The organism is Marinobacter nitratireducens, from assembly GCF_000708045.1.
Lineage (GTDB): Bacteria > Pseudomonadota > Gammaproteobacteria > Pseudomonadales > Oleiphilaceae > Marinobacter > Marinobacter nitratireducens.
This window is the reverse complement of sequence record NZ_ANIE01000006.1, coordinates 75,846-91,718: the sequence shown is the minus strand read 5'-3', so window position 1 is coordinate 91,718 and position 15,873 is coordinate 75,846. Positions and strand designations below refer to the sequence as shown.

The window sequence follows — 15,873 nt, the reverse complement described above, 5'->3', positions numbered from 1 at the left end:
TTTTTAACTGACGGGCTGTTCATTCTTAAACAACGCATTTGAGCTTAGACAATAATCCGTCGTTATTAAATACTTATTGGTGTTTTTTTAAGCAATATATTATCCGTCATGTGATATGTGTAGAATTTTTACAGGTGAAAGTGCGAAAATCACTATAGTCAGGGATGTAGATTTTCGAACATGTCAGTGAAAGAGCCTTCCAAGCACAAATCAAACCAACCCAGAACCATCGCGATCACCGGTGGAAAGGGCGGGGTCGGTAAAACGTCAGTCGCTTTGAATCTGGCGCTCACGCTTGCGCGCCAGAATAAACGGGTTTTACTACTGGATGGTGACACTGACCTCGCCAACGTCAGCATCATGGTGGGTCTGTATCCGCAGAAAACTCTGGCCAACGTCATGGCCGGTGAGTGCCGGCTGGAAGATACGTTGCTGGAAGCCGAGTACGGTCTACATATCGTACCGGGAGCTTCGGGCGTGCAGGAATGTATGGACATGAGTCCTGATGATAGCCTTCGGATCCTGCGAGCACTGTCCCAGCTCGAAAGTCGTTATGACTATGTCATCACGGATACCGCTGCGGGCCTGCAGGCCTCAGGTCTTCATATGATCGCTGCGGCCGAGCTGGCCTGCATTGTGGTTACCCCGGATCCGGCGTCGCTGACGGATGCGTTTTCCCTGATGAAGGTCATGAAGCGTCGCGGCTACAAACGAGTGCCCAGTATATTGGTGAACATGGCGCAGGGTGCCAGCCAGGCACGGTCTGTCTTCCAGCGCCTGGACGCCGCAGCGCAGCGTCATCTGGGGGAGGGCTTTCACTACCTCGGCGGGATCTGGCGGGATGAAACCCTGCGTCAGTCGGTGCTCAACCAGCATCCGGTTGCGCTCCTGCCTGTCGGTGATCCCTCCTGTCGCCAGTTTCATACTCTGGCGGATATGCTGGATGTTCGGCTTTCTCAGCTCCCAAGGCGTAAAGCCGGTATTGCAGCCTACTGGCATAGCGTTTCCCGTAAACAGGGTAACGTTCAGCCTCAGAAAAGGGCGCCGAAACCGCTCAGCGTTCGCGAGAGATGCATGAATGCCATATCGGAGCTGGAATCGATTCTGGCGCAATCACCGGATAATGGCTTGCTTCGTTATGAGGCGTTTACCCGCCTGTTTGCACTGCTCGGGGGCACGGTAGACAGCGACACCGTGGAGATTATTCAGACCGGGTTGGGAGCCATGAGGTGGGAAAGCCTGAGTGGTGAACGCAAGGCTCATCTGGCCGAGCATCTCCGTCACCTCGCCGATGAGATACATCCGGTGAGACCTGTTGATGTGCAGGCGCCAGTACATGAAACCATGGTGTCTGAACCGGTGTACGACCGCATCAGTTTTGGCGAACAAGACCAGTTGTTACAGGCGCTCAAGGCGCAGCCTGCAGACATATCCCTCGACCAGCTACTCAAATCCCTTGCCGGAGATCGCGGTTCCGGCCACGGCTAGGCAGACCATCGAACTGCCGATTTTCTCGTCATTTTTTTAGCGCTTTTTGTATCGTAACTTTGCTGTATGTCACCGTACTGTCACCGCGGCTGTGCAAAGATTGAGCGTAATTTCCGGTGGTGGCCCGCAATATGCAGCGCCCTTTCCAAGTGGTTCACAGTTCTTCCTGCCGGCAGATGTCGGACCGGCTGTAGCTCTTATTCGTAGAGAAGGAGTTCTCCTATGGCAACACAGCAGACTAATCCCGGAGAGTCGTCGTCCGAGGTGCTCGATCGGCTTCGCGGAAAACATGTTCTTATTACTGGTACCACCGGCTTTCTTGGCAAAGTTGTGCTCGAGAAACTGATTCGGGCTGTGCCGGATATTGGCGGAATACACCTGCTCATACGCGGCAATAAACGGCACCCGGACGCCCGTGGTCGCTTCATGAACGAAATTGCCACATCGTCGGTCTTTGAGCGACTCCGTCAGGAGGACAACGAGGCGTTCGAATCGTTTGTTGAAGACCGTGTGCACTGCGTGACCGGGGAGGTCACTGAGCCTCTGTTTGGTCTCGGAGCGGATCAGTTCAGCAAACTGGCCAAAGGGCTGGATGCGGTCATCAACTCGGCCGCGAGTGTTAACTTCCGTGAAGAGCTGGACAAGGCGTTGTCCATTAACACCCGTAGCCTTGAAGGAATCGCGGAGTTGGCCAGGCAGAACGCCAATCTGACGGTGTTGCAGGTTTCCACCTGTTACGTGAATGGCATGAACGCCGGTCCGGTTACTGAATCGGTTATCAAACCGGCTGGTGAAGATATTCCTCGCAGCAGTGAGGGGTATTACGAGATCGACGAGCTGGTTCGCCTGTTGGATGACAAGGTAGCGGATGTCCGTTCACGGTATTCCGGTAAGGTGCTGGAGAAGAAGCTTGTGGATCTGGGTATCCGGGAAGCCAACCATTATGGCTGGAGTGATACCTACACGTTCACTAAATGGCTGGGTGAGCAGCTATTAATGAAGGCCCTGGCAGGGCGGGCGCTGACTATCGTGCGACCTTCCATTATCGAGAGCGCTCTGGAAGAGCCGGCCCCGGGTTGGATCGAGGGCGTGAAAGTCGCGGATGCCATTATTCTCGCGTATGCCCGGGAAAAAGTGACCCTGTTTCCGGGTAAGCGCTCGGGCGTCATTGATGTCATTCCCGTCGACCTCGTGGCGAACAGCATTATTCTGGGGCTGGCGGAGGCCGTTTCCGAGCCGGCCCAGCGGCGGATTTATCAGTGCTGCAGCGGCAGCTCTAATCCGATCACGCTCGGTGAATTCATCGATCATCTCATGGAAGAGGCGAAGGAAAACTACGCCGAATACGATCAGCTGTTCTATCGCAAACCGAGCAAGCCGTTCATTGCTGTGAATCGCAGGTTGTTCGATACGGTGGTTGGCGGGGTACGAATTCCACTCAGAATCACCAGTCGTGTGCTGAAAATGCTCGGGCAGAGCCGCGAACTCAAGGCGCTGCGCAATCTGGACACCAGCCGTTCGCTGGCAACCATTTTTGGGTTCTACACCGCGCCGGACTACATCTTCCGGAACGATGACCTGCTGGCTCTGGCCGCCAGAATGGGTGACGTGGACAAAGTCCTCTTCCCGGTGGATGCCCGCCAGATCGATTGGGCGGTGTACCTGCGTAAGATCCATATGGCGGGATTGAACCGGTATGCTCTCAAGGAACGCAAGCTATGCAGCCTGCGGTCCGCAAAAGCTCGCAAAAAGGCAGCTTGATACTGATAACCCGGCCCGTTCAACCCTGATCGGGCCGGCTCCCTCCCTTTTCCTGATCGTCACGGGTGACTGACCAGCGCCGGCTGGTGGTTGCGAATGTGGCTTTTGCATCTATCCTTACTTAAGCTCGTCATTTTGCGAAAAATGCCGTCTTTTTCTTGTCGTTTTCCAGCTAGATTGGGCTAAAAGCCTATGCACTTTAGGACGTTAGTCTAATTCATTGTTTAGTGGCACACATGTTGAACTTACAGCTATCCGTCTGCGGGGTCCCAAGAGGCCCGATCGATCTGTATTCCAAAAACCGACAATGACAACAGACTCTGACTAAAGGGGGAGCACAATGACTGATAAACACCTATTTCCGGTAACGCCAGAGGTGGCTGAAAGAGCACTTCTGAACCGGACTCAGTATGACGAGATGTATCGTCAGTCAGTTGAAGAACCGGACGCCTTCTGGGGCGAGCACGGCAAGCGTCTTGACTGGATCAAGCCGTTCAGCAAGGTCAAAAACACCACCTACGATTACAACAACCTGTCCATCAAATGGTTTGAAGACGGTCAGCTGAACGCATCAGCCAACTGCCTGGATCGCCACCTTGAAACCAGGGGCGATCAGACCGCTATCATTTTTGAAGGCGATGATCCGGCCGACTCCCGCCACGTGACCTATCGTGAGCTGCACGAGGAAACCAGCAAGTTCGCCAACGTCCTGAAAGGGTTGGGTGTGAAGAAGGGCGATGTCGTCACTATTTACATGCCGATGATCGTTGAGACCGCCGTGGCGATGCTGGCCTGTGCGCGTATTGGCGCCATCCACTCTGTGGTATTTGGTGGTTTCTCCCCGGAAGCGCTTGGCGCCCGTGTCGTTAACGGCAAATCCCGGTTCGTGATCACGGCCGATGAAGGCCTTCGCGGTGGTCGCAAAATTCCGCTCAAGAAAAATGTGGACGCGGCTCTGAAAGCTGAAGAGTCTGCCAGCGTCGAGAAAGTGGTGGTCGTGACTCGCACCGGCAATAAAGAAGTACCTTGGAATGAAGGTCGTGATGAACGTTACGAAGACCTGATGGCGTCTGCTTCTGCCGATTGCCCGCCTGAGCCGATGAATGCCGAAGATCCGCTGTTCATGCTTTACACTTCAGGCTCTACTGGCGCGCCGAAGGGGGTTCTGCACACCACCGGCGGGTACATGGTTTATGCGTCCATGACCCATCAGTACGTCTTCGACTACCACGATGGCGACGTCTACTGGTGTACAGCAGACTTCGGTTGGGTGACCGGCCATAGCTATATTCTGTATGGCCCGCTCGCCAATGGTGCGATCACGCTCCTGTTCGAAGGCGTTCCCAACTATCCGGACAGCTCCCGCATGGGGCAGGTCGTTGATAAGCACCAGGTCAACATCCTCTACACCGCGCCGACCGCGATTCGTGCCTTGATGGCAGAGGGTGAATCCTGCATGGATGGCACTACCCGTGACAGCCTTAAACTGCTCGGTTCGGTTGGTGAGCCAATCAACCCTGAGGCGTGGGAGTGGTATCACCGTGTCATCGGTAACAGCAAGTGCCCGATCGTGGACACCTGGTGGCAGACGGAAACCGGCGGCATTCTGATCTCCCCGCTGCCGGGCGCGGTTGATCTCAAACCGGGCTCTGCAACCCTGCCGTTCTTTGGCGTGCAGCCTGCGCTGGTTGATAACGACGGTAACATCCTTGAAGGTGCGACCGAGGGTAACCTGGTTATCCTGGATAGCTGGCCTGGTCAGATGCGCACCATCTACGGTGACCATGAGCGCTTTGTTCAGACCTACTTCAGTACCTACAAGGGTATGTATTTCACCGGTGACGGTGCCCGTCGTGACGAAGATGGTTACTACTGGATTACCGGCCGTGTCGACGACGTGCTGAACGTATCCGGCCACCGCCTGGGTACCGCCGAGGTCGAAAGCGCTCTGGTTGCTCACGAAAAGGTCGCTGAAGCGGCGGTTGTTGGCTACCCGCACGATATCAAGGGGCAGGGCATCTATGTCTATGTCACCCTGGTTCATGGCGAAGAACCAACTGATGAGCTCAAGAAAGAACTGGTACAGTGGGTTCGTAAGGAAATCGGTCCGATTGCATCGCCTGATGTGATCCAGTGGGCGCCGGGACTGCCGAAAACGCGTTCAGGCAAGATTATGCGTCGGATTTTGCGTAAGATTGCGGCTAACGAGCACGATCAGTTGGGTGATACCTCCACGCTTGCAGATCCCAGTGTGGTGGATGATCTCATCAGTGGTCGTCAGTCATAGTATGATCTGGTGAGTAACATTAACCTGTAAGGAAGGTTTGAATGGCACAAACAATTATCGTCGCTGATGATCACCCGCTGTTTCGTGCAGCATTGAAGCAAGCGGTCAGTCAGGCGGTACCGGATGCCGAGACGGTTGAAGTCGATAGCATCAAGTCACTGCAGGCGGCGGTTGAGTCGCATCCCGATGCAGATCTGGTCCTGTTGGACTTGAATATGCCGGGAGCCCACGGTTTCTCCGGGCTGGTCTTTATGCGAGGGCAGTACCCCGGGTTACCTGTGGTCGTTGTGTCAGGCTCCGAGGAATTGCAGGTTATGCGTCGTTCGATCGACTATGGGGCGTCTGGCTTCATTCCGAAGTCAGCGCCACTGCCAACCATCACCGAAGCAATTCAGGCTGTCCTGGAAGGGGATGTCTGGCTGCCAGAAGGTGTGGCGGAAAAGATCGAACGCATGCAAACTGATGCCACGGACTTCTCCGAAAAGCTGGCGTCACTGACGCCGCAGCAATTCCGGGTGCTGGGTATGTTGGCCGAGGGGCTTCTGAACAAGCAGATCGCCTACGACCTTGATGTCTCGGAAGCCACAATCAAGGCCCACATTACTGCCGTATTCCGGAAACTGGGGGTTCGTAACCGCACCCAGGCAGTCATTGCCATTCAGCAGATGGAAATCGATCCGTCGGACCAGTCGCTGTCTGGTAGCTGACCAAACGCGTTTTCGGATTTCTTTGAAACGGGAGCCTTCGGGCTCCCGTTTTTTGTTGCCCTCCCTGTGTGCCTCTTCCGATGATTTTCTTTTAATTGGTACGACTGTTCTCTTTTTGGGCCTTGTTAAACCTCATTAATATTGCCGCTGTTGTTAATTCTTCTGAAGTTGTGTAAATTCAGCGCACAGTTGTACTCTGAAATGAATTTTCTGTGATTGAGCAAATGGCAGGTGCCGAATGAATGCAGTCGTAAAGCCCGACACTTCGGGCAAGCCGATATTTGGGAAGCCCGATGAGCGGGAACTCCGTGATCGGATGAAGAGAGAGTTGCCGAAAGATACCTTTGCTCCCCAGTCCTGGCGGGTGGTCTGGTTCCTGCCGCTGCAACTGATTATATGGAGTGGAATGGCAACAATCCTGCTGGCGGGGCTGCCATGGTACGTCAACCTGTGCCTCGGGTTACTGGTGGGGCATACCATCGGCTGTCAGGCGCTGCTGGCCCACGAGGTATTGCATGGGGCGCTGGGCATGAGCCGGCGTTGGCAGAACTTTTTCGGCTGGCTTGGCTTCGGACCGCTGCTGGTTCCGCCCGAGTTCTGGCGCAAGTGGCACAATGTTATCCATCACGGCAATACCAATCAGGGAGATGTCGACCCGGACAGCTTCGGCACCATGCGCCGCTACAATTCGGACCCGAAACAGAAAAAATTCACAAAGCTGGCGCCCGGTTCTGGTACCTGGTACAGCTACCTGTTCCTGACCTACTCATTCACCTTCCACGCCCAGCTCGTGCTCTGGCTGCAGGCGAAGCGACGCAAGCAGTTCAAAGGCTTCGACCGGACCCGTGCCATCCGTCAGGTATTTGTCTGCATCGCACTCTGGACGGCGCTGGCTGTCATTTCCGGTCCTCTGGCCTTGTTTACCGTGCTGGTGCCCTTCATGGTTGCCAATGCATTGGGACAAGGGTACATACTTACCAACCATTTCCTGCGCCCCCAGACCGCAACGAACAACCCGCTGGACAACTCCATGAGCTTGCGTAGCCACCCGCTGTTAGACAGGTTGCACTTCCGCTTTAGCCATCATGTGGAGCACCACTTCTTCCCGAAAATGTCCTCCAACAAGGCCCCGCGGGTGCGGCAGTGGCTGGAAACGAATCACGGCGAACGCTACATGGCCATGCCTCACAGCACTGCCTTGAGACTCCTGTACACCACGCCCAGGGTTTATAAATCATCGACGGAGCTGGTGGACCCGAACAATCCGGAAAGGGTGTTCGATCTGATGCCGTTGCAAAAGAAATACGCTGCCGCTTCGGTGGGCTGACAAAACCTTGCGGAGCCATGGATGGCGGAGCAGAGCGTACAGGGGTGTAGCTACAGCGTGTTTTGGGAGCCCCTGTCACCGGTGGCTCCGGAGCTAGTGCAAAGCGAGCCTAGCTCCCGGCGTACCCAAGCTCCTTGTTGACCAGGTTAAACAACGCCTGCCCTTTGTGCCAGTGGTCGAAATTCTCCAGGAACTGGTCCGTGAGGGCCCGCTTCCAGCCGATAAAATCACCCGCCATATGCGCGGTCATGGTGACGTTTTCCATATCCCACAGAGGATGATCTGCCGGCAGCGGTTCCTCCTCGAACACATCCAGCCCTGCGCCCGCGATCTCCCCGGACTCCAACGCAGCCACCAGATCATCCGTTTTGACGATCGGCCCCCGGCCAATGTTTATCAGCCGCGCCGAATTCTTCATCGCTTTGAACGCCTTGGCATCAAACAGGCCTTCCGTCTGCGGTGTCAGTGGGGCCGCAATGACCACATAATCCGAATGGCCGAGTTGATTGAATAGTTCGTCATTGCCGTGCACGGCGACGAAATCCGGATCGTCATGTCTGGGTTTGCGGGCGATGCCATGTGCGCTCAGGCCTGCGGCGCCAACCAAACGACCTATCTGCCGGCCGATGGAGCCCGCGCCGACCACCAGCACCTGCTTGCCTTCCGCTCTCTCAGTATCCCGGTGTTTCCACTCATGATTGATCTGCAGCCGGATCGATGCCGGGAAATCCTTGGCAAACATCAGAATGGTGCAAAGCACATACTCGGCAATGGTCCGATCGAAAATTCCGCGGGCGTTGGTCACGACCACATCACTGCTGATCAGGGCAGGGAACATCAGGGCATCCACACCGGCACTGGTGGCGTGAATCCATTTCAGCTGGTTTGCCGATGACCAGGCCGCCTCCAGCGCTTCAGTCCGGAAATCCGTCACCATCATGACATCGGTTCCGGGCAGGGTGTCACGCAAGGTCTGCTCATCGCAGGCAAACCGGACCTCAGCCCTCGCGCTGATGGCGTCAGTGCCTGGTGGTTCCGGCTCACCCGGGGCAGTGAGTATGGTAACCACGGGTTTGTTTTGCTGAGACATCGGTCCTCCACCTGACTGAAAACTGCAAAGAGAATGAGGGGTTAGATACAGTCTGGTTTGCCTTGTGTGTTGGGTCAAATTTTCCCTTGTAGAGCCTGAATTTACTGACTAGTCTGCAATGGAAGCTCCCTACTTTGTTTTCCCTCGTTTGCAGGAGGTTTTTATGGCAGAAGCCGCCAACAAGGATACCGGCCAGAGCAGACCCCGTAAGGTGAAGTATCGCAAGAACAAGGCCAGTTGGAACCCTGCCATGCAGGCGATCCCGGTGCCGGGTATCCGCCGGATGGTCAACATGGCGGCGACCATGAAAGATGTGATTCATCTGTCGATCGGTCAGCCGGATCTCCCGACACCGAAGCACATCGTGGACGCGTATATCGATGCGCTCCATGCCGGCCAGACAGGCTACACCATGGATGCTGGCCTGCCGGAGTTACTGGTGGCCCTGCGCGACTATTACGGCAAGCGATACAACCGTAAGCTGACTCGGGACAACATCCTGATTACCAGTGGTGCCACCGAGGCAATGTACCTCGCGATCTCGGCGACCTCAGCGCCCGGGCGGCAGTTCCTGGTTACAGACCCGTCGTTCCTTCTTTACGCGCCATTGATCCGGATGAACGGCGGCGAGGTGAAGTTTATTCCGACCCGTGCGGAAAATGATCACCAGCTTGATCCGGACGAGGTGATACGCGCAATGGGCTCCCGCACCTTTGCGTTGATCCTGAACAATCCGAATAACCCCACTGGTGCGGTCTATCCCCGGACGACGGTGGAGACCATTCTGGAGGAGTGTGCGTACCGCGGCATTCAGGTCTATGCCGACGAAGTCTATGACCACCTGATTTTCGACGATGATGATTTTGCCAGTGTCCTGAACTGCTCCATGGACCTGGATAACATCATGTGTATTTCCAGCTTTTCCAAGACCTACAGTATGGCTGGCCTGCGGGTAGGGTGGGTTATCTCCAGCCAGGCGGCCATCAAGTCCCTGCGTCGCTACCACATGTTCACCACCTCGGTGGCTAACACGCCGTCTCAGTTTGCGGGTGTGGCAGCACTGACTGGTGATCAGCAATGCGTACAGGACATGGTCAACATCTATCGTGAACGACGCGATAAGGTCGTAGAGCTGATTGATCAGACACCCTACATGACAGGCTACAAGCCTGGCGGCGCCTTTTTCGCGTTTCCGGACTTGCCGCCCCACGTCGATGGCTCGGATCTGGCGCTGCGAATGCTTAAGGAGACTGGCGTCTGCGTCGTTCCGGGGGATGCCTTCGGTGAGGAATCCACGAACGCCGTGCGCATCAGTTTCTCCACGACCTGCGAAAAGCTGGAGGAAGCGTTCGACAGGATCATTCCCTGGATGGCCAAGCAGCAGTTCTGAGTCGCGAGATGTCTGCCCTGGACTCGGTTCTCATCCAATGTCCGTACTGTTGGGAGACGCTGGACATCAGCGTCGACCCTTCCGTACCGGAGCAGCAGTATGTTGAGGACTGCCAGGTGTGCTGTCAGCCCATTGTGCTGCACGTCACGATTGATGATGACCTTACTCCCCACGTTCAAGCCTGGGCCGAAAGCGAGTAATCGCCCAGGTTCTTCTGTCTGACCGGGCCTTCCTTGCCGAATAGTAACCCCCAATAGTTGCCTGAACGCGTCCCTTGGCGCAGGATTAAGTCAGGTTCCATGGAGACGAGCAATGAAAACAACCTTAATGAAAGGGCTGGCGGTGCTTGGCCTGGCCACACTGGCGTTGACGAGCGGGTGTGCCAGCTTTTCCCCCTATTCGATTTCCGAAGGCGAACTGGAGCGCCACCTCCAGGGCGTAGTCAGTGATTACGACAAGCAACAACTGCAGAGTGGCTCGCCCCTGAGCCTCAGTCTGAACGATGCGGACATTACTCTGGGACCCGATGGTCGCGATGTGGCGGTCATTGATGTGAAAGGGCAGGTTGCCCTGAACGCAATGCTGGCGAAGATTCCGGTGGATATCGCGTTGAAAGTGGAGGGGGCTCCGGTCTATGACAGTCAGGAGAAGGCGGTCTTCATCCGCCGCTTGCAGTTGCTTGAGAGCAGCATTGATTCACCGTTGTTCAAAGGGGATCTGGCACCAGTCACCGACAGTGTGATGCGGGTGGTGGCCCAGATGCTTGAGACCATGCCGGTGTATCGGCTGGATGAAGCAGATCCGGCACAGAAAATGTTTGGCATGATGCCGGTGGATATCCGTGTGGCTCCCGGTCGACTCGAGTTTGTCATGGCCGATCAGTAAGTCAGTGGTCACAAACTGAAAAAAGGCAGGTCCACAAGGAGCCTGCCTTTTTTGTTGCCGGTTTGCCGGTGCGTTACGCGGTGGCTTTCAGGGCCTCCTCGAAAATGCCCGTGGCCTCATCGATCTGCGCCTGGGTGACGATAAGTGGCGGTAACCAACGGACAATCTCGCCGTATGGGCCGCAACGCAGCATCAACAGCCCGCGTTTCTCGCACTCTTTCAGGATGCCAGCGGCACGATCGCCATCCGGGCAATCGCCCCGGCGCATTTCGACACCAAGCATCAGCCCCATGCCGCGCACATCGGCCATATCCGGGTAGTCTTTTTTCAGCGTGTGAAGATTGTCCCGGAGGCGTTTGCCCATGCGCTCCGCATTTTCAACCAGGCCTTCCTCCCGTATGACATCGATGGTGGCAATGGCCGCTGCGGCCGAAACCGCGTTTCCGCCGTAGGTGCCGCCTTGGGAACCGGGCCAGCCTTTGGCCATGGTCTCTTCCGAGGCGGCCAATGCAGAAATCGGGAAGCCGCTGGCCAGGCCTTTTGCGATCATGATCGCGTCAGGTGTGACGCCAAAGTGATCGTGAGCCCAGAACTTGCCACTGCGACCGAAGCCGGCTTGTACCTCGTCGAACACCAGCATGATGCCATGCTTGTCGCAGCGCTCTCGCAGCCCCTGCATGAAACGGGTATTGGAAGGTACATAACCACCTTCGCCCTGAACCGGCTCGATAAGCATGGCCGCGGTTTCTTTCGGGGCGGAGTAGGTAACAAAAATACGATCCAGTTCCTTCAGGCAGAAGTCGGTTGCTTCATCGAGGCTCCAGCCATAGTGGAATGCATGGGGGAATGGAGATACAACGACGCCGCCCATCATCGGGCTGACACCGGCGCGAAGCCCTACGCTCGAGGTCGTCAGTGACAGGGAACCCATGGTCCGGCCATGGAAGCCGCCGTGAAACACAATGATATTGGGTCGGCCGGTAACCTGCCGAACCAGGCGGATGGCGCCTTCGGCAACCTCGGTCCCGGCGTTGGAGAAGAAGAAGGCGTTCAGCGGGTCAGGGGTCAGTTCGCCCAGTTTTTCTGCAAGCTCTGGCAGCCGGGGATTCATGACGGTGGTTGCCTGAGCGTGAATCATGGTGGCGACCTGCTTTTGGGCCGCCGCCACCACCTTCGGATGACAATGTCCGGTACTCGTAACCCCGATACCGGACGTAAAATCGAGATACCGGCGTCCTTCCGGATCAACGATATAGGCGCCCTCGCCCTTGGCGGCAGTGATGCCTGTGGCCTGCTTGAGCAGTGGTGACAATTTGCCTTTGTGGTCGGTCACGATATACCTCCCGAAGTGAATTTAGTCCCTCTTGGAGACTAGTTCCTGTCACACGGTTTTTGAAACCAAATGACGAATTTAATTGAGATTTTCAGAGAATCCGTTAAGCAAGCCGTGCACAGATGGCGGCGCCGATTTCCTGGGTACCCCGTTGCCGTGTCGAGTTCTCTGCAAGGTCAGCCGCGACCGCTTGGAACAGCGCCTTGCCCGCGGCTGCCAGGTTCGGATCTTTCCGCCCCAGCCACTCAAGCATACGTGCCGTGGTGAACAGCATCGCCGTTGGATCCGCAAGGCCCTGGCCGGCAATGTCCGGTGCGCTGCCGTGAGTGGGCTCGAACATGGACGGCATGTCCGGGTCGGTGGGGTTCAGGTTGCAGGAGGGGGCCACCCCCATGCCGCCAGAGAGCACGGCGGCGAGATCTGTGAGGATGTCGCCCTGGAGATTGCTGGCGACCACCACATCGAAGGCCCAGGGGCTCTGAACAAACTTCATGCAGGCGGCATCCACCAACTCGTGGTGTATCGCCACGTCCGGGTATTCCCTGCTGATCTCCTCGAAGGCCTCGGTGTACATATCGCCCCAATGCCTGAGCGCATTGCGTTTGGTGACCAGGCAGACCTGACTTTCGCAGGTGCGACCATCAATGGTGCGAAAACTGCGGGTGCGACTTTCCTTGATCCTGTCCGCGGCCCTGGCTCTGGCCTGTTCGAATCCATAGCGAATGATGCGGTCCGTGGCCTTGCGGGTGAACACTTCCATCTGAGTCGCAACTTCATCCGGGGTGCCTTTGCGGAGGCGGCCGCCCTGGCTGACATACTCGCCTTCGGAATTTTCCCGGATAACCAGCATGTCGATGTCTCTTGCGCGGTCATCGGCGAGGTATTGCCGGGCCCCGGGGAGCAAGCGGGCAGGGCGTTCACAAACCCACTGGTCGAAGCCCTTGCGCATATCCAGGAGGGGCGAGAGGGAGATGCTGTCGGGTAACAGGTAACGTTCCGGATCATCCACCGGGCCAGGATCACCCAGTGCGCCCAGAAGAATCGCATCAAATTTCTGGAGTTGCTCAAGTGCATCTTCCGGCCAGGATTCACCGTGATCCTCATGCCAGGCATGAGACGGCCATGGGAAGCGCGTCCATTCAAGGGCCAGACCGTGTTTGGCTCGCAGTGCCTCGAGGCACTTTACCGCTTCGCCTACGACTTCGGGGCCAATGCCATCGCCGGGGGTGACTGCGATGCGTATAGTGTCGGCCATTCCTGAGACTCCTTCTGCTTACAGGCGGTTTGGTTTCCAAATCCCAGTGTAGTCTGGGACACAGCTGATGCCACTTTGTGCAACACTTGATTTAAGCGCCTATAGTCTCGGGTGGGGGTAACTTGTATTGCTTGGTGGTCGGTCGGGAAAACTGGTAATGTTCCCGCCAAAATATGCCGCTAAAAGCGGCATAGCTGGAGCCGAAGAGGAGTTTTGATGGATCTGCCGGTTGTATTGTTTGATGAATCACACTGCGCGCAGTGTGAGTGTGGTGCGGGACTGGATTTTTCCTTCAGCTTCGCATTTCAGCCTATTGTTGACACTGACCGGGGCGAGGTATTCGCCTATGAAGCGTTGGTGAGGGGGCCCAAGGGCGAGCCGGCGCCAAGCGTTCTTTCGAAGGTAAACGAGAGAAACCGTTACGCGTTTGATCAGGTGTGTCGGGTTCGTGCAGTGAAGCTCGCTGCCCGCCTGAATATGAAGGCTATGCTGAGTATTAACTTCATGCCTAACGCAGTGTACCAGCCCGAGTATTGCATTCGGACCACGCTCGCGGCTGCACGAACCTATGATTTTGATACCAGTAAGATCATTTTTGAGCTGACCGAGGATGAGAATCTGTCGTCGGTTGGTCATCTGGTTTCTATTATCGAATCGTATCAAGAGATGGGATTCAGTACCGCGATTGATGATTTTGGTGCTGGCTATTCGAGATACAATATAATGACGGCCAGTCCTCCAGACCTGCTTAAACTCGACATGGAGCTGATCAGGGACATTCATGAACGACCCAACAAACAAGCGGTTGTCTCTGGAATTATCACAATGATGAATCTGCTGGGCGGCCAGATCATCGCCGAGGGCGTGGAAACTGAGGAAGAATACCGTTGGCTGCGAAATGAGGGCATAACGCTTTTTCAGGGTTACCTTTTTGCACGGCCGGGATTTGAATGTTTACCTGAGCCCAGCATACCGGCTTAGTTCAACGCACCACTCGCTGAGACGTTATCTTGTTATATCGAATCATTACACTGATTGGCGGCCTCGTTTTTGTTGCTGCTCTGTTTGCTTTGCTCTGGTTGTTCTGCAAAAAGTTCCTGCAGCACCATGGCGTGACTGACCAGGTATCAGACCGTGCTACCGTGCTCGCTACCTGGACATTTGCCGGTATCAGCGTTGGGCTGTTGATGGCGGTTGCCGGGGCCTTTGTACTCGGTCCATGGGCTTTCTACCGGACTCTCCGGGGCCACGGCGTGGACATATCAGACGCCGCAGCCATTTGGTGGGGGTTGGGTATTGTGATGGCCGCCGTGGGGATAACCGGGGCTGGCTTCTTTGCGTTCCTGATGCTTGTCGGTGCCTACTGATCCTGGTCCAGGTAGTCCCTCAGTTGTTGCCGGAACCAGATTAGCGCTGGTTCTTTCTCATAGGCTTTGTGCCAGTACAGGTGCACATCGATAGATGGTAGGTCCGCTGGCGGGTCCATGATCGAGATGTTGGAGCGCTCTGCAATCAGGCGGGCATAGGTTTCCGGCATGGTCAGTAGCAGATCGGTCTCCTCCACCACGCGACATGCTGCGAAATAGTGCTGGCAGCGCAGTCGGATGTTTCGATGGGCGCCGAGCCGGGACAATTCAAAGTCCTCGATGCCCGGTCCTTCGGTTCTGGATGACACCAGAACGTGTTTTGCCTCCAGGTAGTTCTCCATCGACAGACCATGGGCCACCAGCGGGTGGTCCTTGCGAGCCAATACCACCAATCTGTCCTGACGAAGCAGCTCATGAGACGTCTGACTGCTGACAGGAAGCAGTACATCCACCGCAAAATCGAGTTTGCCAGCAGCAAGCTGTGTCTCCATATCGCGCCGGGCAATTCTCTGGCTGGTAATTTCCAGTTCCGGGTAGGGAGCCAGCCGCTTCATCAGCTGCGGCAGGTAGGTGGATTCGAGAATATCCCGCAGGCCCAGCGAGTACGTCTTTCTCTGACTGGCGGGATCGAACGCGTGGAACTGATTGACCGCACTCTGGATCTGGGTGAGTCCGGGGCGCATGGACTCCAGAAACCGACGGGCCAATGGTGTCGGCACCATCTGGTTGCCCTGTCGGGTAAACAGAGGATCATCAAAGTGATCCCGCAGGCGGGACAGTGAATGGCTGACAGCCGGTTGCGTGAGGTGCAGAGCCTTGGCGGCGCGAGTCAGGCTGCCCTCGCGATAAATGGTATCGAACACGTGCAGCAGGTTGAGATCCAGGCGATTCAGGGCCATGTCGTGAGTCCATTTTCCAGATAAGTCCCGTTAATAATAAACGATTAGAATAATTCAGTCGCGTAATAGTCTGTGCCGTCCTAG

14 protein-coding genes are annotated in these 15,873 nt (G+C 56.0%); 10 read left to right on the top strand and 4 right to left on the bottom strand.

The features are described from left to right. The first annotated feature begins 180 nt into the window (after positions 1 to 180). The 5 genes from D777_RS10035 to D777_RS10015 all read left to right on the top strand — a co-directional run bounded on the left by D777_RS10035 (position 181) and on the right by D777_RS10015 (position 7,570). Positions 181 to 1,488, top strand: a complete 1,308-nt coding sequence (locus D777_RS10035) for a MinD/ParA family ATP-binding protein (protein ID WP_036131574.1) — start codon at positions 181 to 183, stop codon at positions 1,486 to 1,488. 222 nt (positions 1,489 to 1,710) lie between these two features. Next, a complete protein-coding gene (locus D777_RS10030; protein ID WP_036131572.1) occupies positions 1,711 to 3,249 on the top strand; it encodes a fatty acyl-CoA reductase in 1,539 nt (512 codons plus the stop codon). A 340-nt stretch (positions 3,250 to 3,589) separates the two neighbouring features. Further along, entirely contained in the window at positions 3,590 to 5,536 is a 1,947-nt protein-coding gene (gene acs, locus D777_RS10025; RefSeq protein ID WP_036131569.1) for an acetate--CoA ligase, read from the top strand. Between the two features lie 41 nt (positions 5,537 to 5,577). Next, positions 5,578 to 6,243, top strand: a complete 666-nt coding sequence (locus tag D777_RS10020; protein ID WP_036131566.1) for a response regulator transcription factor — start codon at positions 5,578 to 5,580, stop codon at positions 6,241 to 6,243. A gap of 238 nt (positions 6,244 to 6,481) precedes the next feature. Further along, positions 6,482 to 7,570, top strand: a complete 1,089-nt coding sequence (locus tag D777_RS10015) for a fatty acid desaturase family protein (RefSeq protein ID WP_036131565.1) — start codon at positions 6,482 to 6,484, stop codon at positions 7,568 to 7,570. A gap of 109 nt (positions 7,571 to 7,679) precedes the next feature. On the opposite strand, the gene D777_RS10010 is transcribed toward D777_RS10015, so the two are convergent. Further along, on the bottom strand, positions 7,680 to 8,660 hold the full coding sequence (locus D777_RS10010; RefSeq protein ID WP_036131562.1) for a D-2-hydroxyacid dehydrogenase: 981 nt from the start codon (positions 8,658 to 8,660) through the stop codon (positions 7,680 to 7,682). Between the two features lie 163 nt (positions 8,661 to 8,823). Between D777_RS10010 and D777_RS10005 the strand changes: the two genes are divergently transcribed. The 3 genes from D777_RS10005 (at position 8,824) to D777_RS09995 (ending at position 10,935) form a co-directional block, all read left to right on the top strand. Then, the gene (locus D777_RS10005) at positions 8,824 to 10,050 is read left to right on the top strand and encodes a pyridoxal phosphate-dependent aminotransferase (RefSeq protein ID WP_036131560.1); all 1,227 of its coding nucleotides are present in this window, start codon (positions 8,824 to 8,826) and stop codon (positions 10,048 to 10,050) included. An 8-nt stretch (positions 10,051 to 10,058) separates the two neighbouring features. Next, positions 10,059 to 10,250, top strand: a complete 192-nt coding sequence (locus D777_RS10000; RefSeq protein ID WP_036131558.1) for a CPXCG motif-containing cysteine-rich protein — start codon at positions 10,059 to 10,061, stop codon at positions 10,248 to 10,250. A gap of 112 nt (positions 10,251 to 10,362) precedes the next feature. Further along, positions 10,363 to 10,935 carry a DUF1439 domain-containing protein gene (locus tag D777_RS09995; protein WP_036131556.1) on the top strand — a complete coding sequence of 191 codons (573 nt, stop codon included), beginning with the start codon at positions 10,363 to 10,365 and terminating at the stop codon, positions 10,933 to 10,935. A gap of 73 nt (positions 10,936 to 11,008) precedes the next feature. Here D777_RS09995 and D777_RS09990 read toward each other — a convergent pair whose 3' ends face one another. Together D777_RS09990 and D777_RS09985 are read right to left on the bottom strand one after the other, a co-directional pair. Then, complete coding sequence (locus tag D777_RS09990; RefSeq protein WP_036131554.1) at positions 11,009 to 12,268, bottom strand: aspartate aminotransferase family protein; 1,260 nt, start codon at positions 12,266 to 12,268, stop codon at positions 11,009 to 11,011. A 103-nt stretch (positions 12,269 to 12,371) separates the two neighbouring features. Beyond that, positions 12,372 to 13,523 carry an isocitrate/isopropylmalate dehydrogenase family protein gene (locus tag D777_RS09985; RefSeq protein ID WP_036131552.1) on the bottom strand — a complete coding sequence of 384 codons (1,152 nt, stop codon included), beginning with the start codon at positions 13,521 to 13,523 and terminating at the stop codon, positions 12,372 to 12,374. Between the two features lie 216 nt (positions 13,524 to 13,739). On the opposite strand from D777_RS09985, the gene D777_RS09980 reads away from it, so the two are divergent. Together D777_RS09980 and D777_RS09975 are read left to right on the top strand one after the other, a co-directional pair. Then, positions 13,740 to 14,504 carry an EAL domain-containing protein gene (locus D777_RS09980; RefSeq protein ID WP_201443362.1) on the top strand — a complete coding sequence of 255 codons (765 nt, stop codon included), beginning with the start codon at positions 13,740 to 13,742 and terminating at the stop codon, positions 14,502 to 14,504. A 29-nt stretch (positions 14,505 to 14,533) separates the two neighbouring features. Continuing rightward, the gene (locus D777_RS09975; RefSeq protein WP_036131550.1) at positions 14,534 to 14,890 is read left to right on the top strand and encodes a hypothetical protein; all 357 of its coding nucleotides are present in this window, start codon (positions 14,534 to 14,536) and stop codon (positions 14,888 to 14,890) included. On the opposite strand, the gene D777_RS09970 is transcribed toward D777_RS09975, so the two are convergent. Then, the gene (locus tag D777_RS09970) at positions 14,884 to 15,789 is read right to left on the bottom strand and encodes a LysR family transcriptional regulator (RefSeq protein ID WP_036131548.1); all 906 of its coding nucleotides are present in this window, start codon (positions 15,787 to 15,789) and stop codon (positions 14,884 to 14,886) included. The genes D777_RS09975 and D777_RS09970 overlap by 7 nt on opposite strands. Positions 15,790 to 15,873: the final 84 nt, after the last annotated feature.

Coding starts and splice junctions, on each gene's coding strand:
- D777_RS10020 (WP_036131566.1), top strand. CDS start 5,578: ATGGCACAAACAATTATCGTCGCTGATGATCACCCGCTGTTTCGTGCA.
- D777_RS10030 (WP_036131572.1), top strand. CDS start 1,711: ATGGCAACACAGCAGACTAATCCCGGAGAGTCGTCGTCCGAGGTGCTC.
- D777_RS10035 (WP_036131574.1), top strand. CDS start 181: ATGTCAGTGAAAGAGCCTTCCAAGCACAAATCAAACCAACCCAGAACC.
- D777_RS10015 (WP_036131565.1), top strand. CDS start 6,482: ATGAATGCAGTCGTAAAGCCCGACACTTCGGGCAAGCCGATATTTGGG.
- D777_RS09980 (WP_201443362.1), top strand. CDS start 13,740: ATGGATCTGCCGGTTGTATTGTTTGATGAATCACACTGCGCGCAGTGT.
- D777_RS10010 (WP_036131562.1), bottom strand. CDS start 8,660: ATGTCTCAGCAAAACAAACCCGTGGTTACCATACTCACTGCCCCGGGT.
- D777_RS09985 (WP_036131552.1), bottom strand. CDS start 13,523: ATGGCCGACACTATACGCATCGCAGTCACCCCCGGCGATGGCATTGGC.
- acs (WP_036131569.1), top strand. CDS start 3,590: ATGACTGATAAACACCTATTTCCGGTAACGCCAGAGGTGGCTGAAAGA.
- D777_RS09970 (WP_036131548.1), bottom strand. CDS start 15,789: ATGGCCCTGAATCGCCTGGATCTCAACCTGCTGCACGTGTTCGATACC.
- D777_RS10000 (WP_036131558.1), top strand. CDS start 10,059: ATGTCTGCCCTGGACTCGGTTCTCATCCAATGTCCGTACTGTTGGGAG.
- D777_RS09995 (WP_036131556.1), top strand. CDS start 10,363: ATGAAAACAACCTTAATGAAAGGGCTGGCGGTGCTTGGCCTGGCCACA.
- D777_RS10005 (WP_036131560.1), top strand. CDS start 8,824: ATGGCAGAAGCCGCCAACAAGGATACCGGCCAGAGCAGACCCCGTAAG.